Source organism: Curtobacterium sp. MCBA15_016 (genome assembly GCF_001865105.1).
Taxonomy (GTDB): domain Bacteria; phylum Actinomycetota; class Actinomycetes; order Actinomycetales; family Microbacteriaceae; genus Curtobacterium.
This window is the reverse complement of record NZ_MJGR01000034.1, coordinates 182,429-202,389: the sequence shown is the minus strand read 5'-3', so window position 1 is coordinate 202,389 and position 19,961 is coordinate 182,429. Positions and strand designations below refer to the sequence as shown.

Sequence of the window (19,961 nt, the reverse complement as noted above, 5' to 3'; positions counted from 1 at the left end):
GACACCCCGACGGGAGGCGCGGGACGGTCCCGCACCGTGCCTCCCGTCCGGAACGGTGCGCGCCCACCGCGACGGGTCACGTCCGTCTCGAAGTCGCACGACACGCCGCGGGCGTGACGCCCGGGTCGCACGAAGTGCCGCCCGCGGCGCGCGAGCGGCACTTCGTGCGACCTGACCGGGCACGGGCGCGCCCGCGGCCGCGCAGCGCGCCGCGCGGCGCGCCGCGCGTCAGGCGGCGGGGCGCCGCGGCACCACGAGGGGCGTGCCCGTCTCGGGGTCGGCGACGACCACGCACGGCAGCCCGAACACGTCCTCGACGAGGTCGGCCGTCACGACCGACGCCGGCGGCCCCGACGCCACGATCGACCCGTCACGCATCGCGATCACGTGCGTGGCGTACCGCGCCGCCTGGTTGAGGTCGTGCAGCACCGCGACGACGGTCCGACCGGCCGCGTGCAACGCCGAGGCCAGCTCGAGCACGTCGTACTGGTGCGCGATGTCCAGGAACGTGGTGGGCTCGTCGAGCAGGACGATGTCGGTCTCCTGCGCGAGCACCATCGCGATCCACACCCGCTGTCGCTGCCCGCCGGACAGCTCGTCCACGCTGCGGTCGGCGAGCGACACGGTCGACGTCTGCTCGAGCGCGGCCTGCACGGCCCGCCGGTCCGACCCCGACGAGGGGTGCAGCAGGTCCTGGTGCGGGAACCGCCCCCGGGACACCAGGTCGCGCACGGTGATGCCGTCCGGCGCGATCGGGGTCTGCGGGAGCATCCCGACGCGGCGCGCGACGGCCTTCGGGCGGAGGGACGAGATCGGCGACCCGTCCAGGTACACGGTGCCGGCGGTCGGCTTGAGCGTCCGCGCGAACGACTTCAGCAGCGTCGACTTGCCGCACGCGTTCGGCCCGACGATGACGGTGAGTTCACCGTCCGGGATGTCGACGTCGAGCGCGGACACCACGACCCGGTCGTCGTACGCGAGCGTCAGCCCCCGGGCCCCGAGCGCGGTCGCCGGCACAGACGACGCAGCGCCGGCACCGTCGACGGAAGCGCTCAATTCTCGGCCTTGCCGTGCCGCCAGTACCCCATGAACGCGACCTGCTTCCGGTCGAGCCCGACACCGCGCACGAGGTGCCGGCGGAGTTCCTTGACGCACCCGGCCTCGCCCGCGATCCAGGCGTAGACGGGTCGCGGCTCGTCGCCGGCCGGGATGTCCCAGAGCACCTGCTCGTCGACGTCGACGTCGACGAGCTCCCCCGCGTCGCCGCACGACGGCCCCGCCGCGACGGTCGACGCCCAGGCGTGCACCTGGTCGGTCATCCGGACGCCGTGCGAGGCGCCGTTCCGGGCGATCCAGCGGACCTCGACCCCGGCGGGCGCGGACACGGGCAGCCGGTCGGCGTCGGTCGGCACCTCGATGAAGACGTGGCCGACGGTGGCGACGTCGAGCGCCTCGAGGATGGCGCAGATGGCCGGGGCGGCGGTCTCGTCGCCGGCGAGCAGGATCCGGTTCGCGGCACCGGGGTCGAACTCGGCCGCACCGGTCGGGAGCTCCGCGGGCGACGACGGCACCGCCGGCCCGACGATGCGCAGTTCGTCGCCGACCCGGCACTCCGAGACCCAGCGCGAGGCGGGTCCGGTGTCGCCGTGCGCGACGAAGTCGATGTCGAGCTCACGGGCGTCCGGTCGGAAGGAGCGGACCGTGTAGGTGCGGAGCGGGTTCCGGACCGCGTCGGGCAGGGCACGCCAGGCGCCGTACCAGTCCTCGCCGTCGGGCAGGTCCGTGAAGCCGTGCCCGGGGATCGGCAGCACGATCTTGATGCGCTGGTCGAGGCCGACGGACGAGAACTCGGCGAGGGCGTCGCCCGTCAGGGTCACCCGGACGAAGTGCGGGGTGAGGGACGTGACGGCTGCCACGCGGACGGAGAAGACACGGTACCGGGCTGCCACGCGGCAAGTATGGCATGCCTTACCTAAGAGACCCAAGGGTCCGCACGGTGCGAGGATCGTCCCCGTGCCCGATGCCGACGACGAATTCGCAGACCTGGCCGACCTCGCCCACGCGAGCGGCGTGACGGCGCCGATGCGCGCCTCCAGGCAGGTGGTCCGCACCACCGACGGACAGGAGCTCGCCGCGATCCGCTGGGACACGGCGGACGGCCAGGAGGCGCGGATCACCTACCTGCACGGGCTCGGCATCGACGCCCACAGCTTCGACCAGACCGCGCTCGCCGTCGGCGAGCCGGCGGTCGCCGTGGACCTGCCCGGCCACGGCCGGTCCGGGTGGCGCGACGACGCGGACTACGGGGCCGGCGCGACGGCACCGAGCGTGCTCGCGGCCCTCGACGCGCTCGGGGTCCGGCCGGGGATCGTCGTGGGGCACTCCCTCGGCGCGATCCTCGCCGCCCGGCTCGCAGCGACCGCGCCGGAACGCGTCACCGGACTCGTGCTCGTCGACATGTCACCGGACTTCGCCCAGCGGGCCGTCGACCGGATCGCCCGCGCGCTCGAGGCCGAGGAGCCGTTCACGTCGCTCGAACAGGTCGTCGACCGCGCCGTGGAGGCCCGCGTCGGCGACGACCGCGCGGTGCTCCTGCGCGAGGCCCGGCACACCACACGGCTCGGGGCCGACGGGCGGCTCGTGCGACGCCACCACTTCCCGCACCTCCCCGCCGGACGCACCTCGTCGGTGGGGCGGTTCGCGGACGCGTGGCCGGACCTCGAGGCCCTCGACGTCCCGATCCTGCTCGTCCGCGGCGACCGCGGCTACGTGTCACCGAAGCTGCACGCGCAGTTCGCCGAGCGCCTGCCCGACGCCGAGATCGTCACGGTCGAGGCCCGGCACGCGGTGCAGAACCAGGCGCCCCTCGAACTGGCCACGGCGATCCGGGCATGGGCGGAACGTAACGGTTTGTTGCACCGGATCGAAGAACCGTCGCCGGAGCACCCCGGCCGCCGCTAACCTCGTGCAAGCGCGCGCGACGACCGTCGCCACCGCGCCGGAAGGAACCCACCACCCATGAGTCCGCTCCCCGCCCGCAGCACCTCCCGCCTCGGCCGCGCGGCCCTCGCCGCCACCGCGGTGGCCGTCGCCTCGGCCCTCGTGCTGACCGGCTGCTCCGGATCCTCGAACGAGGACGGCGGCACCGACGCCACCGTCCGCGTCGGTCTCGTCCTCGAACCGACGAGCCTCGACATCCGCACGCAGTCCGGTGCCGCACTCGACCAGGTGCTCATCGACAACGTCTACCAGGGGCTCGTCGGCCGTACGGCGGACGGTGACGTCCGCGACGTGCTGGCGTCGAAGCACGCGGTGTCGGACGACGGCCTGACGTACACGTTCACGCTGCGCGACGGCACCACGTTCCAGGACGGCAAGGACGTCACCGCGGCCGACGTCGTCTGGTCGCTGCAGCAGGTCAAGTCGAACGATTCGTACGTCGACTCCGCGCAGCTCGCGAACGTGACGTCGATCACCTCGCCGTCCTCCGGTGTGGTGGAGCTCAAGCTCGCCAAGCCCGACTCCGACCTGCTCTGGAACCTCACGGGGCGCGCAGGTCTGGTACTCGAGAAGGCCGCGAAGAACGACCTGTCGGACACCGCCAACGGCACAGGCCCGTACGAGGTGTCGAGCTGGAAGCAGGGCGATTCGCTCACCTTCGAGCGGAACGCCGACTACTGGGGCACGAAGGCGAAGGTCGCCAAGGTCGTCTTCCGCTACATCACGCAGCCGTCCACCGCGGTGAACGCCATGGCGAACGGCGACCTCGACGTGCAGACCGCCGTCGACGGCACGCTCAAGAGCCAGCTGCAGAACAGCTCGGACATCTCGCTGCACACCGGCAAGACGACCGACAAGTACACGCTCGCGTTCAACGACCAGAAGGCGCCGTTCACCGACAAGCGGGTGCGCCAGGCGATCCGGCAGGCGATCGACGCCAAGGCGATCATCAAGGCGATCGGCGGCACCGGCGTCGAGCAGGGCGGCCCGATCCCCGAGCTCGACCCCGGCTACCAGGACCTCACCGACATCGACGCGTACGACCCCGCGAACGCGAAGAAGCTCCTCGCCGAGGCCGGTCACCCGAAGCTCGACCTCACGCTGACCTACGCGAACATCTACTCAGCGACGATCGGCGACGTGCTGAAGTCGCAGCTCGCCGACGTCGGCATCACCCTGACGGTCAAGCGTGTCGACTTCGCCACCTGGCTGTCGCAGGTGTTCGAGGCGCCGAAGAGCGGCACGCGCGACTTCGACCTGTCGATGGTGAACCACGTCGAGGCGCGCGACTTCGGCAACTGGGCGAACCCGGAGTACTACTTCGGCTACGACAACGCCGAGGTGCAGTCGCTCTACGCCGACTCGGTCGCCGCGACGGACGAAGTCGCCAAGGTCGCCGACCTGCAGAAGGCGGCGCGGATCGTCAGCGAGGACGCTGCCGGCGAGTGGCTCTACACGGCCACGTCGATCACGGCGGTACGGAAGGGCGTCACGGGCTTCCCGTACGACGGCACGAACTCGCGCCTCGACCTGTCGAAGCTCGCCGTCAAGTGAGGCGGGCACGGACCACGGCTCCCGTAGCATCGGTGTCGTGACCCGGTTCCTCATCGGGCGGGTACTCCTGCTCGTCGTCGGCCTGCTCGTGGCCAGCGTGATCATCTTCGCGACGCTCCGGGTGCTGCCCGGCGACGTGGCGCAGATCGTCGCGGGCACCCAGGCGTCGCCGGCGCAGGTGGCCGAACTGCGCCAACAGCTCGGGCTCGACCGACCGGTCGTCGTGCAGTACCTCGACTGGATCGGCGGGCTGTTCCGCGGCGACCTCGGGCGGTCCCTCGTCACCGACGGACGGGTCGCACCCGAGATCGCCCAGAAGCTCAGCGTCACGCTGCCGCTCGCGGCCATGTCGCTCGTCGCCGCGCTCGTCATCGGGGTGCCGCTCGGCGTGCTCGCGGCGGTGCTGCGGCGTCGCCCGGGCGGGGCCGTCATCGCCTTCGTGGCGCAGGCGGTCGCGGCGATCCCGATCGTCTGGGCGGGCATGCTCCTCGTGGCGCTGTTCGCCGTCACGCTGCACTGGCTGCCGACGCAGGGCTTCCCGCTCGACGGGTGGGACGAACCCGGTCGGGCGTTCGCCGCGCTCGTGCTGCCCGCGCTGACGATCGGCGCCGTCGAGGGTGCGGTGATCCTGCGCTTCACCCGCTCGGCGACGCTCGGGGTGCTCGACGCCGACCACGTCCGCACGGCGGCGGCGATCGGGCTCACCCGGACGCAGGCGCTCGTCAAGCACGGGCTCCCGTCGGTGGCGCTGACCGTGCTGGCCGTGCTCGGCGTGCAGATCGCCGGGCTCCTGGTCGGGGCCGTCGTCGTGGAACAGCTCTTCTCGCTCCCCGGCGTCGGACGCATGCTCGTCACCGACGTCGGGCGCCGCGACATCACGAAGGTGCAGTCCGAGCTGCTCGTGCTCACCGGACTCGTGCTGCTCGTGGGCTTCGCGGTCGACGTCGTGCACCGCACGCTGGACCCCCGACAGCGCGAGGTGTCCGAGTGATCCGCCGTCTCCTCGCCCGGCCGACCGGGGTCTTCGCCGTGGTCGTCCTCGGCCTGCTCGTCGTCCTCGCCGTGGTGTCGCTCGTGTGGACGCCGCAGGACCCCTTCCGCGCCGACCCCTTCCACCAGTGGGAGCCGCCGAGCCCAGCGCACTGGTTCGGCACCGACGCCTCCGGCCGGGACATCGCGAGCTACCTGCTCGCCGGTACCCGCACGACCGTGCTCGTCGCGGTGGGCTCCGGCGTCATCGCGAGCGTCGTCGGCATGGTCCTCACCGCGATCGGCTCGCTCACCGCGCGCTGGGTCCGCGAGGGCACGGCCGTCCTGCTCGACATCCTCGTGGCGTTCCCGACCCTCCTCACCGCGATGCTGCTCACCGCGATCGCCGGCGGGTCGCTCGGCGTCGTGATCGTCAGCGTCGGCCTGTCCTTCGGCGTCACGATCGCCCGGGTGGCCCGCGGGGAGATCCGCCGCATCGCCCGCAGCGACTACGTCACCGCCGCGCGGGCGTCGGGGGTGGGCGGTGCCGGGGTGCTGTTCCGCCACCTCGTGCCGAACGCGGCGCCGCTGTTCACCGTGCAGCTCTCGCTCGCGATGGCCACCGCAGTCCTCGCCGAGGCCGGGCTCTCGTACCTCGGGTACGGCGCCGGCTCGAACACGGCCTCGTGGGGCAGCATGCTCGCCGACCTGCAGACGTACATCGGCGTGCACCCGTGGAGTGCCACCTGGCCCGGCGCGGCCATCGCCCTGGTCGTCGCGGCGCTGTCGCTGCTCGGCGACGCCGTCCGCGACGCGACGGACCCGCGCCTGACCACGAACGACCGCGCGGCCGGTGGCGGACCCGCGCCCCGCACGCCGGACGACCCGGCCACGACGAGCACGGGGGTGACCGCATGAGCGACGCGACCACTCCGGGTACCGCAGCCTCCGGGCTCGAGGTGCGTGGGTTGACGGTCCGCATCGACCGTCGGACGATCCTCGACGACGTGACGTTCACCGTGCCTCCTGGCCGCCGCGTCGGCGTGATCGGCGCGTCCGGGTCTGGCAAGTCGATGACCTCGCTGGCCCTGATGGGACTCGAGCCGACCGGCGCGACCGTCACCGGCAGCGTCCGGTTGGACGGCACCGAGCTCGTCGGCCTGCCCGACCGCGAGCGCGCCCGCCACCGCGGCGCCGGCATCGGGATGGTCTTCCAGGAACCCGGCACCGCGCTCGACCCGCTCCGCCGGGTCGGCGCGCAGATCGCCGAACCGCTGCGGCTGCACCGCGGACTCGACCGGCGTGCCGCAGCGGCTGCCGCGCTCGACCTCGCCGTCAGCGTGGGCCTGCCGGACCCCGAGTCGATGCTGCGGCAGTACCCGCACCAGCTCTCGGGTGGGCAGCGCCAGCGGATCTGCATCGCGATGGCGATGGCCGGTCAGCCGTCCTACCTCGTGGCCGACGAACCCACCACGGCACTCGACGTCACGACCGAGGCCCGGATCCTCGAGCTGTTCGAGGGCCTCACCGCGGGCATGGTCTTCGTCACGCACGACCTCGCGGTGCTCGCCCGGATCGCGGACACGGCCGTCGTGCTCGACGCCGGCCGGGTCGTCGAACACGGGTCGGTCGCAGGACTCCTCGCGGCACCGCAGCACCCCGCGACGGCCGCCCTCGTCGACGCCGCCCGCGCCACCGCCCGGCGTGCCCCTCGGACCGGAGGCTCCGCATGACCGACGTCCTGCACGCCCGCGACCTGCACCGCACCTACCGACTCCCCCGCCGCGGCCCGTTCGAACCCGGGCCCGTCCGGACCGCGGTGGACGGCGTCGACCTGACGGTCGCGTCCGGCGCACGCCTGGGGATCGTCGGCGAGTCCGGATCGGGCAAGTCGACGCTGGTGCGGCTGCTCGCCGGCCTGGAGGCGCCTTCCGCAGGCACCGTGACCGCCTCCGGTCGTCCGGTGGTGGCGTCCGGGTCCGCGGCCGCGATGCGCTGGTTCCGTCGCGAGACCGGGGTGGTCTTCCAGGACCCGTACGCCTCGCTCGACCCGCGGATGCGCGTGGGCGCGATCGTCGCGGAACCGCTGCGGGCGCTCCGGATCGACGGTTCGCACGACGCGCTCGTCCGGGACGTCCTCGCGCGCGTCGACCTCCCCGCCGACGTCGTCGACCGGTACCCGCACGAGTTCTCCGGCGGCCAACGGCAGCGCATCGCGATCGCTCGGGCCGTCGTGCACTCGCCGCGGATCCTGTTCGGGGACGAGCCGATGAGCGCCCTCGACGTGGTGGTCCGGGCCCGCGTGATCGAGCTGTTCCGGTCGCTCGCGGACGACCTCGGGCTGACGCTGGTGCTGGTGTCGCACGACATCGGCGTGGTGCAGCGGCTGTGCGACACGGTGGCGGTGATGTCCGCGGGGCGGATCGTCGAGCACGGGTCGGTGTCCCTGCTCGATGCGCCCGAGCACCCGGTGACCCGGACCCTGGTGGAGGCTGCGCCGACGCTGCCGTAGCGCCGGCGATGTGCGACTCCTGTTCGACTGGGCGGGATTCCTTGCCCACTGTGCGGGACCCTCGGGAGCATCGACGTGCATCGATCGCTTCTCGAAGGGGAGAACGCATGAGCACGTCGAACGACATCACCAGACGGACGGCACTCGGTCTCGGCATCGTCGCCACCGCATCGGCCGCGAGCGGGGTCCTCGGACCAGGGCACGGCCGACCACACCTCGCCGCCACGGTCACGAAGGAGTTCGCGGCCGACACGACGACGCTGCTGAAGAACCCGCTCAACGGCTGGGCGCTGTACGGCTCGTCCACCCCGGCGGCGGACTACTGGACGCAGTACGACGACGTCCCGCTGCCCGACGGCACCACGATCACCGTGTCCGACCACGCCTCGGTGCTGTACATGCGGGTGTCGTGGACGATCCTCGAACCGTCAGAGGGCGTCTACGGATGGGACACGAACGCTGCCTTCGCGGGCATCCTCGCCGAGGCCCGCCGTCGGGGACTCCGGCTGGCGTTCCGCGTGGTGGTCGACAGCCGCGACAAGGCGTCGAACTTCACGCCCGACTGGGTGCGGGCCGCGGGTGCCTCCGGGTACGAGACGCAGACCGGCAGCAAGACGGTCTGGTCGCCCTACCCGGACGACCCGGTGTTCCAGGCGAAGTACGCGGCGTTCGTCGCCGCCTTCGCCGCGCAGTACGACGACCCGGAGACGACGGACTTCATCGACGGGTACGGCCTCGGCAAGTGGGGCGAGGGACACTCGATGCTCTACCGGGACGCCGCGAACCGCGAGCCCGTGTTCGACTGGATCATCGACCTGTACCAGCGGCACTTCACCACGGTGCCGCTGGCGCTGAACTACCACCGGATGATCGGCGGCGGGAAGGACTGGGGTGCGCCGGACCCCGAGAGCGAACGGATGCTCGACGGCGCGTACGAGAAGGGGTACGTCCTCCGCCACGACGCCTTCGGGATGACCACCTACTACTCCGACTGGGAGAGGTCGATGGCCGCGAAGTGGCGGTACCGGCGCCCGATCATCATGGAGGGCGGGTGGGTCACCGCCCAGCACGACGTCACGCAGGACCCCCGCGGCTACGAGACGGTCGCCGACGTGCGGCAGGGCGAGTTCGACGACTCCGTCGAGGCCCACGTCAACATGATGGACTTCCGGAACGGCGAGACACTCTCGTGGTTCGCCGCCGAGACCGCCCCGCTCACGCAGCGTTTCGACGCCGAGGGCGGGTACCGGCTCTACCCGTCGAAGGTCGTCGCCCCGGACGCGCTCCGTGCCGGCGGTACCGCTGCGATCACCCACGAGTGGACGAACCTCGGGTGGGGCTTCCTGCCGACGAACCTCCCGGTCTGGAAGCACAAGTACAAGGCCGCGCTCGCGCTGCTCGGGGCGGACGGAACGCCCGTCCGGGTCGTCGTGGACGCGGCGTCCGAGCCCTCGGACTGGCTGCGGGGCACGCCCACCGCGTACTCGTACACGCCGTCGGTCGCCGGCGTCGCCCGCGGCTCCTACCGCTGGGGCGTCGCGATCGTGGACACGACCCGGTCGGACACCCCGGCGATCGCGCTCGCGGCGCAGGGGACGACGACGAACGGCTGGCTCGTCGTCGGGGACGTCACGGTCTCCTGAGCCGTCGTGACCGTTCCGGTTCGCGATCCCCCGCGATCGCGAACCGGAACGGTCACGAGCCGGACTCGGTCAGGAATCCCAGCGCCTGTGCTACCAGCCGGCGGTGATCCGGCGAGGCGAACGACGCCCCGGCGTGACCGAGGCCGTCGTAGACCGTGACGCCGCCGCCCGGACGCTCGTGCACCCAGACCAGCGGGTGTCGGACACCGTCGTGCTCGTGGTCGACCAGGACCCGGACCGCCCCCGAGACGCGCTGGTGGGAGTACCGCTCGTCGTCGAGCGAGAAGTCGCCGATGCCCGCCGTGACCGGGTGCTGGTCGTCGACCACGTGCACGGTGCACGGTCCGGACGGCGGGTGCATCGTCGTGCCGCGCACCCACACGCCACCGAGGGCCCGTTCCCAGTCGTCGTCTCCGGCGAAGGACGTCGACGACACGTGCACGACGAGCATCGGCACGCGGCTCGCGAGCAGCCGACGGAACCCCGGGTCCGCTGCGGGCAACGGCACCGGCAGGCCGTCCCGCGGCAGGCCGAGGTCCACGACCACGAGCGACGGCAGCGGGCCGACCCCGAAGGACTCGAGCGTCCGGTCGACGTCCGACGACGATGACAGCCCGATCCCCACCTGGGCCGCGATCGCCGTCAGCGCCGCGGTCGTCTCGTCGAAGGGGTGCCAGGGGTCCGTCCACCGTCCGACCCCGCCGAGCAGCACCGCACTCACGCGGTGGCCCTCGTGATGCGGACGGTGTGCGACCCCGCGCGGGCGGGCTCGCGTTCGACGAGCAGGACCCGGTGCAGCGCCGCGCCCCAGGCCGCCCGCAGCTTCTCGTCGTCGAGCTCGCGTCGCTCCGTGCGCACCTCGAAGCGCGCGCCGTCGACCGCCACGTGTGCCGGCCCGACGTCCAGACCGCCGGGGGTCACCACCGGTTCGTGGAGCGTCAACAGCACGAGCGTCATGACACCCGGTTCCGCGAACGCCCACTCGTCCTGCAGCTCGACGACCTCGGCGGCCCGGTCGAGCGAGGCGATCCGCACCGCTCGCACCAGCCCGGACGACGCGGGGTACGCCGCGGTCAGGTCCGTGGACAGCGTCGCTCGGTCGCCGTCGTCGGCGAACTCGGTGCCCGTGGCCCGGAACGACTCCCCCACGTGCTGCTCGACCCCGTTCGGCCACGGCACGCTGTGCCAGCTCGACCGCATGGTCCAGATGCCGTACCGGTGCTCGGGCATGAACGTCTCACGGCGGTACACCCCGACACCGGCGTCCACGACGACGGGTTCGCCATCGAGCGAGACGATGACGGACCCCGCGTCGTTGTGGTTGTGGCTGACGGCGTTGTGGCCGCCCTTCGCCGACAGGAAGAAGGCGTCGGAGCGGGCAACGGCCACCTCGGTGCCGGGCAGGTACAGCGACGTGGGCATGCCCGGCGCTGCGGGTCCGGCGTCCTGCCACCCCGGTGCCCGGAGCTCGGCGAGGGTGCGGCGGAAGAGCGCTGCGAGCTGCCCGTCGAACCGCAACGCGTGCCGGCGCCCCATCCACCGGGCGTGCTGCACGACCTCGTCGTCCCCGACGCGTGCACCGAACCGGGCCAACAGGTGCCAGTTCGCGTTCTCGGGCAGCACCGGCGACCCGTCGGAGTGGTTGACCTGGCGGTGGGCGTCGATCTGCATGCCCATCGGGAACCGTGCCGTGGCGGCCACCGGTTCCACCACGAAGCCGTCGAAGGCCCCGTCGGTGAGCTGCTCGACGAGGTCGAGGGCCTCGAACAGCGTCGCACCGGCCCACCACCAGTAGGTCGCGCCCTCGTCGCAGCTGCCGTCGGCGTCGTACCCGGCCCGGAACCGGTCGAGGATGACGAGCGCGCGGTCGATCGTCGCTCCGAGTCGCTCGGCGTCGGGCTCCACCACGGCAGCACAGACGAGCACGTTCGACACGATCCACGGCGCCCAGTTGTTGGGCGGCCCGTCGACCCCGTGCCAGAAGTACTCCTCGCGTTCCCACGGGTCCAGGACGCGGCGGCGGACCTCGTGGTGCACGTGGGCGCGGATGCCCGGCGCGTCGCGTTCGAGCCGCTCACCGGCGATCGCGTCGATCGCCGCCAGCATGCCGCCGACGTACGCGTCCGACAGGTCGAGCACGTCCCGGCCCGGCACCGGCAGGAACGGCCGCTCGCCGCTCTCCGGCAGCGCGTAGTGCGACGGCAGGCACCACGCGCGCAGTTCGCAGATCCGCCAGACCTGGTCGGCGAGGACCGTCGCCCACTCGTCCTCGTCGGTCACCGCGAGCGCGAGCGCGGCCGAAGCGGCCGACTCGAGCAGGTTCCGCTGCGCGCGCTCGTACGGCTGCCGGTCGCCGTCCCGGCTGTAGCGCGCCCAGAGCGAGAGGGTCGGGAAGGCGACCGCGGCGGCGTCGCGACGGTCCCTCGCCAGCGCGAGCAGCGCCTCCTGGTCCGCCGTCGCCACGTCGGCCCACGCGGCGCGGTCGGTGACGGGAGGCGCGGGTCGCCACGTCCTCGGTCGGAGCGCCCGGCGGGCGGTCGCGGTGAAGCGGTCGGTGAGGGTCTGGGCGTCGACGGTGACGGTCATGGGGGTTCCAGCGGTCAGGCCTGGACGGCGAAGCCGTCGGGGACGATGGGGTCGGTGAAGGCGCCGGTCGCGGCGAAGGCGATGGTCTCGCGCACCGCGTTCTCGGCGAGCCGGCGAAGCTCGTTGCCGAGTGAGCCCGCGATGTGGGGCGTGATGAAGGTGTTCGGCGTCGAGCGGAGGCGCGCGTCCGGCGGCAGGAGCTCGGGTTCGGTGACGTCGAGCACGGCGGCGAGGTCACCGCGGTCCAGTCGGTCGGCGAGGGCGTCCTGGTCGAGGATCGCGCCACGGGCGGTGTTCACGACGGTGGTCCCCGGCCGGAGCAGGCCGATGACGTGCCGGTCGATCATGCCCCGGGTGGACGGCAGCAATGGCGCGTGCAGCGTGACGATGTCGCTCGTGACGGCGAGCGTGTCGAGGTCGACCACGGTGACACCGAGCAGCGTGGCCTCGTCGTCGTCGAGGTACGGGTCGCTGACGAGCACTCGGACGTCGTGTGCCCGGAGACGCTCGATCACCGCACGGCCGACGCGGGAGGCACCGACCACGCCGACGGTGATGCCGTGCATACCGACGACCGGCCAGGACCCCTCGACATCGACGGGCCCGGTGGCGGACCCGAGGGCGGCGGCGGTCGCGAAGGCGCGCTTGGCGGCGAGGACGATCATCGCGACCGTGAACTCGGCGACCGGCACGGCGTTCGCAGCGGCGCTCGAGGTCACCGCGATGCCCCGGGACCAGACGTCGTCGTCCACCACGGGTTTCACCGACCCGGCGGAGTGCGCCACGGCGCGCAGCCGCGGCATCCGGTCGAGGCGGCCCGCGTCGAGCTCCGGACTCCCCCACCCGGTCACGAGGACCTCGACCTCGGTGAGGAGCACGGCGTCACGCGGGTCGTCCGGGTCGAGCGGGCGGTCGGCGATGAGCCGGACCGCCTCGGAGGCGTGGAGTGCGGCGAGGTCCCCGTGGTCGAACACCCGCGCGAAGGTCGTCTCCGGCATCACGAACGCGACGGGTACGCGGCCTGTTCCGGGCGGGGGCACGGGTTCGGACACCCGCGGTGCGGCGCGGTGCGTGCGGGGGTGTGACGTCATCGTCGGCGGCTCCTCGTAGGCGGTCGGCGATCACCATGCCAGCGCCGCGCGGTGTTCGATGTCAAGAACAGCCGCGCAAACGATCACGAAGCGAACACCGGCGCGACCGAGGACCCGCGCACGCTCAGCGTCGGCGTCAGGGTCATGTGCCGTCGGGCGAACCCGGTCTGCGCCGTGGCCGAGATCCGCTCGAAGCACATCGTCGCCGCGAACCGGCCGACGTCGTTCTTCGGTGGCGCCACCGCGGTGAGCGGGACCCCGGCGAGCGCGGCGACCTCGTCGTCGTAGGCCACCACGGAGAGGTCGCCCGGGATCGTCAGGCCCATCTCGGTGACGGTCTCGACGAACTCCACGGCGTAGTGGTCCGAGTGCACGAACACCGCGGTGGTGCCCGTGTCGATGCAGCGTCGGATGAACGCCCGTGTGGCCTCGCCGACCGCGTGCGTCTCGTCGATCACCTCGACGGGTGCGTCGGTGCCGAGGCCGAGCTGGCGGACGCTGCGCTCGTAGCCGGTACGGAGCTGCGGGGTCGTCGGGGTCTCGAACACGGCCATGCCGATCTTCCGGTGCCCGAGCGAGGCGAGGTGGCGGAGGGCGATCCCGGCCCCGGCCTCGTGGTCGCTCCGGACGGACTCGAGCTGCGTGCCGACGGGTGCCTCGGTGAGGGAGCGCTCGACGACGACCACGGGCATCGGTGCCCGGTCGAGGAGCTCGAGGGTGTCGACGGCGTCCGCGACGGTGGTCGTCACGAGGAGCCCGTCGACCCCGGCGGCGATGAGCCGTTCGACCTGCTGTCGTTCGCGGTCCGGGTCGTAGCGGGACACCCCGAGGACGACCCGTCCGCCGAGGGCCTCGGTGCGCTCGGCGACGCCCGCGACGATCTTCGGGAAGTAGTAGCCCGGGTCGGGGACGACGAGTCCGAGGGTGAACAGCGCGCCGGGTTCGGTCGCGGTCCGCGTGGTCGGCTCGGGTCGCGGTGCCGGACGGTGCGGTGCGCCGGCGGTGGGCAGTGTCTCGACCGACACCGCGCCGCCGTGCACACGTCGCACGAGTCCGCGGTCGGCGAGTTCGGACAGGTCGCGGCGCACCGTCATCGCCGAGATCCCTTCGCGCGCTGCGAAGTCCGAGGCGGACAGGCTGCCGTGGACACGGAGTTCGGCCAGGATCCGTTCCTGCCGTCTGGTCGGGTGCATCGTCGCTCCCATGTTCGTTTCGTGTGCGGGTGAATACGCCCGCTTGACCGTCATCATACGGACGTCCCAGGATGACGAAACCGCCACCGGAGGTCCGGCCGCGGACCCCAGCCACGTGAGCAAAGGAGCCACATGAGCGCGACGATGGTCGACCCGGCCACCGAGACGCGGACCCCACGGTCCGACGGCGTCCCGGTGGCCCGCAAGGTCCCGTTCACCGCGAGGTTGCGACGGGACTACCCGCTGCTGATCATGGTCGCGCCGGCGGTGGTCCTGCTCCTGCTGTTCGTGTACGTCCCGATGCTCGGGAACGTGATCGCGTTCATGGACTACCAGCCGTACATCCCGATCGCCCAGAGCCCGTGGGTCGGGTTGTCGAACTTCCAGGTGCTCTTCGCGGACCCGGACTTCTGGCGCGCGACGCTCAACACGCTGGAGATCACGTTCATCCAGCTGGTGCTGTTCTTCCCGGTGCCGATCGCCCTCGCGCTGCTCATCCACTCGCTGGTGTGGCCGTGGCTGCGGGCGACCGTGCAGTCCGTCCTCTACCTGCCGCACTTCCTGTCCTGGGTCATCGTCGTCGGGTTCTTCCAGCAGTCGCTCGGATCGGGCGGTGTCGTGAATCACGCGCTCCGGCAACTCGACGCCGGCACGATCAGCGTGATGAGCGACCCGTCGACGTTCAAGCTGTTGCTGACGAGCCAGGTGATCTGGAAGGACGCCGGCTGGGGGACGATCATCTTCCTCGCGGCCCTCGCGGCGATCGACGACAACCTGTACGAGGCCGCCGCGATCGACGGCTCGGGTGCGTGGAGCCGGTTCTGGCACGTGACGCTGCCCGGCATCCGGCCGATCATCGTGCTGCTGCTCATCCTGCGGCTCGGCGAGGCGCTGTCCGTCGGCTTCGAGCAGATCATCCTGCAACGGAACGCCGTGGGGGCCGATGCCGCCGAAGTGCTCGACACCTACGTCTACTACCACGGCGTCGTCGACGGGAACTGGTCCACGGGCATCGCCGTCGGCCTGATCAAGGGCCTCGTCGGGTTCGTCCTCATCATGGCGGCGAACAAGGCCGCCCACATGCTCGGTGAGCAGGGAGTGTATTCGCGATCATGAGCACCATCGTCCGTCCGGTCTGGGCCGGGAAGCCCAAGCCCGTCGTCCTCGCACTGAAGGCCGTCGCGATCGTCCTGATCCTCGCGGTGGTGCTGTTCCCGTTCCTCATCGTCTTCTCGACGAGCGTGTCGAGCCAGGCCGACGTCACGGCCGCCGGCGGCTACGTCGTCTGGCCGCGGTCCTTCGACCTCTCCGCCTACGTGCAGATCCTGTCCGGCGGGGTCGTCACCCGCGCCGTGGTGGTCACGCTCCTGGTGACGATCGTCGGCACGGCGATCAGCCTCGCGTCGACCGTCCTCGCCGCCTGGGCGCTCAGCCGGCAGGGATCGCTCTTCCAGCGGCCGCTGCTGACGTTCGTCCTCATCACGTTCCTGTTCGCGCCGGGGATGATCCCGCTCTACCTGATGGTGAAGCAGCTCGGGCTCCTCGACAACTACTGGGCGCTGATCCTGCCGAGCGCGTTCAGCGTGTTCAACATGGTCGTCGTCCGCGGCTTCATGATGAGCATCCCGCAGGAGCTCATCGACAGCGCGAAGATCGACGGCGCCGGCGAGTTCCGCATCCTCTGGCAGATGGTGCTGCCGCTGTCGCGCGCGGTGATCGCCGTCGTCGGGCTGTTCTACGCGGTCGGGTACTGGAACGCGTTCTTCAACGCCCTGCTCTACCTGTCGGACTCGACGAAGTGGACGCTCCAGCTGGTGCTCCGGACGTACGTGCTGCAGGGATCGAGCCTGGTGTCCGGCGCCGGGTCGGACGCGACGATGCAGCCGCCGGCGGAGTCGATCCAGATGGCGGTGGTGATGATCGCGATCATCCCGATCCTCGCCGCCTACCCGCTCGTCCAGCGCCACCTCACCAAGGGCGTCCTGACCGGCGCCGTCAAGGGCTGACGCGGCCCCGCCGAACCACCCTCCACCCGAACGCTTCAAGGGAGAAGCCATGACCGACACGACCACCGCCGGCCTCAGCCGACGGACCCTCCTCTCCGGCGCCGCCTTCGGCCTCGTCGCGTTCAGCGCGGCGGGCGGCCTCGCCGGCTGCTCCTCCGGCGGCACCGCCGCGACCATCTCCGACACGGTCGCCGCGCTGCCGACGTACGTGCCGATCACGAAGGGTCCGAAGCCGGACCTGCCCGGCAACGACGTCGTGCAGCCCGTGTACTACTCGTACCCCCAGGACAGCGAACTCTTCACCTCGGTGAGCGGGAAGGTCGCCGACGGGTCGAAGACGTCCGGGTTCGTCGTCACGTACACGGCACCACCGCCCGCCGACAACTCGTTCCTCGACTACATCGGTGGTCTGACGAACACCGAGTACGACCTGACGTTCGTCCCCGGCGACTCGTTCGACACGAAGTTCGCCACGATGACGGCGGGCAACGACATCCCGGACATCGTCGAGTTCCTGACCTTCGCGATGCCACCACGGTTCCCGCAGCTGCTCGACGCGAAGTTCTCGGACCTGTCGGAGTACCTGTCCGGCGACGCCGTGAAGGACTACCCGAACCTCGCGAACATCCCCACCGCGTCGTGGCGGAGTGCCCGCATCAACGGGAAGATCTACGGCGTCCCGGAGCACCGTCCGCCGTTCGGGTCGGTCATGGTCTGCCGCCCCGACCTCATCGAACAGCTCACCGGCGCAGCACCCGCGCCGAAGGACAAGGACGAGTTCACCGAGCTCTGCAGGGCGGTCACGGACACCAAGGCCGGCCGGTACGCGATCGCCGGCGGCGGCGGGTCGAGCGGCGTCGACTGGTCGTACGACTTCATCGGCGCGACCTTCGGCGTCCCGAACCAGTGGAAGCAGTCCTCGGGCGGGACGCTCACGCACAAGAACGAGACCGGCGCCTGGCTCGAGATGCTCTCGTACATCAAGAAGCTCTGGAACCTCGGGATCTACCACCCGGACACCCCGAGCCTCGAGAGCGCCAAGGCGAAGACGTACATCAACAACGGCACCGTGCTCATGCACCTCGACGGCATCTCGGCGCTGCTCGACGTCACCATGCCGAAGGGGATCGTGACCGGCGGCATCGTGCCGTTCGGTGCCGACGGCGGGAAGGGCGCGAACTACCAGGGCACGTCGAGCTTCTCGTTCGCCGCACTGAAGAAGACCACCCCGGCGAGGATCCGCTCCCAGCTCCGGCTGCTCGACTACCTGTCGGCACCGTTCGGCTCGCGCGAGGCCTTCACGCTCACCCACGGCAAGAAGAACGTGCACCACACCGGCAGCGGACCGGATGCGGTGCTCACGAAGACCGGCGAGCAGATGATCAACGCCAGCTCGCTGTACCGGCTCGCGGCGGGTCCGCAGGTGCTCAACACCGCGGTCCGGATCGACGAGCAGCTCCGCCAGTCGCACGCGTGGCAGGTCGCCACGCAGGACATGCTCGTGAAGAACCCGGTCGACGGCTTCTACTCCCCCTCAGCCACGTCCACGCAGTCGGCGAACCAGGCGTTCAACAGCGTCTGCAACGACTACGTGCTCGGTCGGACGAACCTCGCCGCCGTCAAGGCCGGGGTGAAGACGTGGACCGCTGCCGCAGGCGACAAGATGCGCAAGGAGTACAGCGAGGCGATGGAGAAGCAGGGCTGAGCCCTGGGCTCCGAAACCGAGCGCCCGGTCAGGCGGTCCAGGCCGCCGGGTGCCGCCGCTGCCACCGGAGCCGCCGCTCGAGCTGCGCACCGATCGCGAGGAGCACCCGTTCACCACCGGGACGCCCGATGAGCTGCACGCCCATCGGCAGTCCCGCGCCGTCCGGGTGCTCCTCGTCCGTCACACCGACCGGCAGTGTGATCGCCGGCAGCCCGGCCACGTTCGCCATCGACGTCCACGGCGAGTAGGCGCACTGGCGGCGGAAGTCCTCCTCCGGGTCGGACCCGTACCAGCCGAGCGGCCGCGGCGTGAGCGCGAGGGTCGGCGTGAGGACGGCGTCGAACCGGTCGAACGCACCGATGAGCGCCGCTGAGAAGGTGTCGAGCGCCGTCATCGCGTCGAGCACCTGCGTGCCGGTCAGCGCGCGGCCGCGGTCGACGAGCCACGACACCAGGGGCGTCAACCCGGACAGGTCGATCCCGGGGACCATCGGCAGCCGGGCGGCGCTCGACTCCCACGCCACCCGGAACGCGTCGGCGTACGGCGCCCGGGGCATCCGGACGTCCTCGACGCCGTGCCCGACCTCGCCGAGTACCCGGACGGCGGTCTCGACGGCGGCGCGTGCCGCGGGGTCGACCACCACGTCGACGGTGTCGTCCCACGGGGAGCCCTCGAGCAGTCCGACGACGAAGCGCCCCTCGCCGCGGACGGCCGCGGCGGTGAACGGCCCCTCGCCGACGTCGGGCGTGACCAGCGCGTACGGGTGCGGTTCCGGGAGCCCGGTCGGCGCCACGAGCGCGTCGAGCAGCATGCCCGCGTCCGCGACGTTCCGCGTGATCGGCCCCGCGACCGACAGCCCGCCGACGCCCGAGCGCCCGGGCATCGACGGCACACGACCACGGCTCGGTTTCAGCCCCACCAACCCGGTCGCCGCCGCCGGGATCCGCACGGAGCCCCCACCGTCCGACCCCACCGCGGCCGGGAGGAGTCCGGCCGCGACCGCGACCGCCGCACCGCTCGACGATCCCCCGGGCGCCCGGCTCGTGTCGTACGGGTTCCGGGTCACGCCGAACCGGGTCTCCGACGACGAGGACATCCCGAACTCGGGCGACGCCGTCTTCCCGAGGCTCACCGCACCGGCGGCGTCGAGCGCCGCGACGAGCGGGTGGTCGGCTGCCGCGGGGCGGTCGGGCAGACTCGTGGTTCCGTTCCGCGTGGCGACGCCGGCGCGGTCGTACAGGTCCTTGTCGGCGGACGGGAGGCCCCACAGCGGCCTCGACGTCGGCACCCGGTGGCCGAGGTGCTCGGCTCGGTCGCGTGCGGCGTCCGCGGTCACCGTCACGAAGGCGCCGAGACCGGGATCGAGCCGGGCGATCCTCGCCAGGTAGTGGTCGGTCACCTCGAGCGCGGTCGCCTCACCGCGTCGGATCCAGTCCCAGAGTTCCTGCGCGGCGAGGTGGTGGAGTTCGAACACCGCCTCAGCCTAGGTGCGACCGGAATCCTGAACATCCACTCAGTGACGCGTCCCCCGTTCGGGGGGCGGATCCGCGGCTGTCCCAGAGCATTGCTCATCCGATTTCCCTGGGGACTCCTCGGCGCGCGGGCAGTGAGCACGGGGTACGGTTCCGCGTCGCTCACGACCCGCAGGAGGACGCGAGCAGACGGTGATCAGGGACACCCGGAAGAAGGACATGGACAACAG

At 71.8% G+C, this 19,961-nt stretch carries 17 protein-coding genes; 10 read left to right on the top strand and 7 right to left on the bottom strand.

Annotated features, from left to right (window positions below; all coding sequences use genetic code 11):
* Positions 1 to 228: 228 nt before the first annotated feature.
* Positions 229 to 1,056 carry an ABC transporter ATP-binding protein gene (locus tag BIV03_RS14770; RefSeq protein ID WP_217637400.1) on the bottom strand — a complete coding sequence of 276 codons (828 nt, stop codon included), beginning with the start codon at positions 1,054 to 1,056 and terminating at the stop codon, positions 229 to 231.
* Positions 1,053 to 1,949 carry a siderophore-interacting protein gene (locus BIV03_RS14765; protein ID WP_071296227.1) on the bottom strand — a complete coding sequence of 299 codons (897 nt, stop codon included), beginning with the start codon at positions 1,947 to 1,949 and terminating at the stop codon, positions 1,053 to 1,055. Before BIV03_RS14765 ends, BIV03_RS14770 begins: the two co-directional genes overlap by 4 nt.
* A 64-nt stretch (positions 1,950 to 2,013) precedes the next feature.
* Here BIV03_RS14765 and BIV03_RS14760 point away from each other — a divergent pair, with 64 nt between their 5' ends.
* The 7 genes from BIV03_RS14760 to BIV03_RS14730 all read left to right on the top strand — a co-directional run bounded on the left by BIV03_RS14760 (position 2,014) and on the right by BIV03_RS14730 (position 9,678).
* On the top strand, positions 2,014 to 2,961 hold the full coding sequence (locus BIV03_RS14760; protein WP_071296226.1) for an alpha/beta fold hydrolase: 948 nt from the start codon (positions 2,014 to 2,016) through the stop codon (positions 2,959 to 2,961).
* Positions 2,962 to 3,018: 57 nt separating this feature from the next.
* Positions 3,019 to 4,554: an ABC transporter substrate-binding protein gene (locus BIV03_RS14755; RefSeq protein WP_071296225.1), complete on the top strand. Its 1,536-nt coding sequence runs from the start codon at positions 3,019 to 3,021 to the stop codon at positions 4,552 to 4,554.
* Between the two features lie 37 nt (positions 4,555 to 4,591).
* Positions 4,592 to 5,545, top strand: coding sequence for an ABC transporter permease (locus BIV03_RS14750; RefSeq protein ID WP_071296224.1), 954 nt, complete (start codon positions 4,592 to 4,594; stop codon positions 5,543 to 5,545).
* Entirely contained in the window at positions 5,542 to 6,441 is a 900-nt protein-coding gene (locus BIV03_RS14745) for an ABC transporter permease (protein WP_071296223.1), read from the top strand. Before BIV03_RS14750 ends, BIV03_RS14745 begins: the two co-directional genes overlap by 4 nt.
* On the top strand, positions 6,438 to 7,256 hold the full coding sequence (locus BIV03_RS14740; RefSeq protein WP_071296222.1) for an ABC transporter ATP-binding protein: 819 nt from the start codon (positions 6,438 to 6,440) through the stop codon (positions 7,254 to 7,256). The genes BIV03_RS14745 and BIV03_RS14740 overlap by 4 nt, the downstream gene beginning before the upstream one ends.
* Positions 7,253 to 8,035: an ABC transporter ATP-binding protein gene (locus tag BIV03_RS14735; RefSeq protein WP_071296221.1), complete on the top strand. Its 783-nt coding sequence runs from the start codon at positions 7,253 to 7,255 to the stop codon at positions 8,033 to 8,035. The genes BIV03_RS14740 and BIV03_RS14735 overlap by 4 nt, the downstream gene beginning before the upstream one ends.
* A 107-nt stretch (positions 8,036 to 8,142) precedes the next feature.
* Positions 8,143 to 9,678 carry a hypothetical protein gene (locus tag BIV03_RS14730; RefSeq protein ID WP_083294954.1) on the top strand — a complete coding sequence of 512 codons (1,536 nt, stop codon included), beginning with the start codon at positions 8,143 to 8,145 and terminating at the stop codon, positions 9,676 to 9,678.
* A 52-nt stretch (positions 9,679 to 9,730) separates the two neighbouring features.
* Here the strand turns inward: BIV03_RS14730 and BIV03_RS14725 are convergent, their stop codons facing one another.
* The 4 genes from BIV03_RS14725 to BIV03_RS14710 form a co-directional block, all read right to left on the bottom strand.
* A complete protein-coding gene (locus BIV03_RS14725; protein WP_071296220.1) occupies positions 9,731 to 10,399 on the bottom strand; it encodes a ThuA domain-containing protein in 669 nt (222 codons plus the stop codon).
* Positions 10,396 to 12,264 carry a heparinase II/III family protein gene (locus tag BIV03_RS14720; RefSeq protein WP_071296219.1) on the bottom strand — a complete coding sequence of 623 codons (1,869 nt, stop codon included), beginning with the start codon at positions 12,262 to 12,264 and terminating at the stop codon, positions 10,396 to 10,398. The genes BIV03_RS14725 and BIV03_RS14720 overlap by 4 nt, the downstream gene beginning before the upstream one ends.
* A 14-nt stretch (positions 12,265 to 12,278) precedes the next feature.
* The gene (locus BIV03_RS14715; protein WP_217637398.1) at positions 12,279 to 13,355 is read right to left on the bottom strand and encodes a hydroxyacid dehydrogenase; all 1,077 of its coding nucleotides are present in this window, start codon (positions 13,353 to 13,355) and stop codon (positions 12,279 to 12,281) included.
* An 83-nt stretch (positions 13,356 to 13,438) separates the two neighbouring features.
* Complete coding sequence (locus BIV03_RS14710; protein ID WP_071296349.1) at positions 13,439 to 14,548, bottom strand: substrate-binding domain-containing protein; 1,110 nt, start codon at positions 14,546 to 14,548, stop codon at positions 13,439 to 13,441.
* Positions 14,549 to 14,680: 132 nt separating this feature from the next.
* On the opposite strand from BIV03_RS14710, the gene BIV03_RS14705 reads away from it, so the two are divergent.
* The 3 genes from BIV03_RS14705 to BIV03_RS14695 are packed head-to-tail and all read left to right on the top strand — an operon-like array spanning position 14,681 to position 18,259.
* Positions 14,681 to 15,664: a sugar ABC transporter permease gene (locus BIV03_RS14705; protein ID WP_229085653.1), complete on the top strand. Its 984-nt coding sequence runs from the start codon at positions 14,681 to 14,683 to the stop codon at positions 15,662 to 15,664.
* Positions 15,661 to 16,554 (top strand): carbohydrate ABC transporter permease, encoded by an 894-nt coding sequence (locus BIV03_RS14700; protein ID WP_071296218.1) that lies wholly within the window; start codon positions 15,661 to 15,663, stop codon positions 16,552 to 16,554. Before BIV03_RS14705 ends, BIV03_RS14700 begins: the two co-directional genes overlap by 4 nt.
* A gap of 49 nt (positions 16,555 to 16,603) precedes the next feature.
* Positions 16,604 to 18,259 carry an extracellular solute-binding protein gene (locus tag BIV03_RS14695; RefSeq protein ID WP_071296217.1) on the top strand — a complete coding sequence of 552 codons (1,656 nt, stop codon included), beginning with the start codon at positions 16,604 to 16,606 and terminating at the stop codon, positions 18,257 to 18,259.
* 28 nt (positions 18,260 to 18,287) lie between these two features.
* On the opposite strand, the gene BIV03_RS14690 is transcribed toward BIV03_RS14695, so the two are convergent.
* Complete coding sequence (locus BIV03_RS14690; RefSeq protein WP_071296216.1) at positions 18,288 to 19,733, bottom strand: amidase; 1,446 nt, start codon at positions 19,731 to 19,733, stop codon at positions 18,288 to 18,290.
* Positions 19,734 to 19,961 lie beyond the last annotated feature (228 nt).

Bases quoted from the DNA above. Each gene is read 5' to 3' on its own strand.
- BIV03_RS14730 (WP_083294954.1), top strand. From the start codon at position 8,143: ATGAGCACGTCGAACGACATCACCAGACGGACGGCACTCGGTCTCGGC.
- BIV03_RS14695 (WP_071296217.1), top strand. From the start codon at position 16,604: ATGACCGACACGACCACCGCCGGCCTCAGCCGACGGACCCTCCTCTCC.
- BIV03_RS14720 (WP_071296219.1), bottom strand. From the start codon at position 12,264: ATGACCGTCACCGTCGACGCCCAGACCCTCACCGACCGCTTCACCGCG.
- BIV03_RS14700 (WP_071296218.1), top strand. From the start codon at position 15,661: ATGAGCACCATCGTCCGTCCGGTCTGGGCCGGGAAGCCCAAGCCCGTC.
- BIV03_RS14735 (WP_071296221.1), top strand. From the start codon at position 7,253: ATGACCGACGTCCTGCACGCCCGCGACCTGCACCGCACCTACCGACTC.
- BIV03_RS14705 (WP_229085653.1), top strand. From the start codon at position 14,681: ATGAGCGCGACGATGGTCGACCCGGCCACCGAGACGCGGACCCCACGG.
- BIV03_RS14715 (WP_217637398.1), bottom strand. From the start codon at position 13,355: ATGACGTCACACCCCCGCACGCACCGCGCCGCACCGCGGGTGTCCGAA.
- BIV03_RS14740 (WP_071296222.1), top strand. From the start codon at position 6,438: ATGAGCGACGCGACCACTCCGGGTACCGCAGCCTCCGGGCTCGAGGTG.
- BIV03_RS14755 (WP_071296225.1), top strand. From the start codon at position 3,019: ATGAGTCCGCTCCCCGCCCGCAGCACCTCCCGCCTCGGCCGCGCGGCC.
- BIV03_RS14710 (WP_071296349.1), bottom strand. From the start codon at position 14,548: ATGCACCCGACCAGACGGCAGGAACGGATCCTGGCCGAACTCCGTGTC.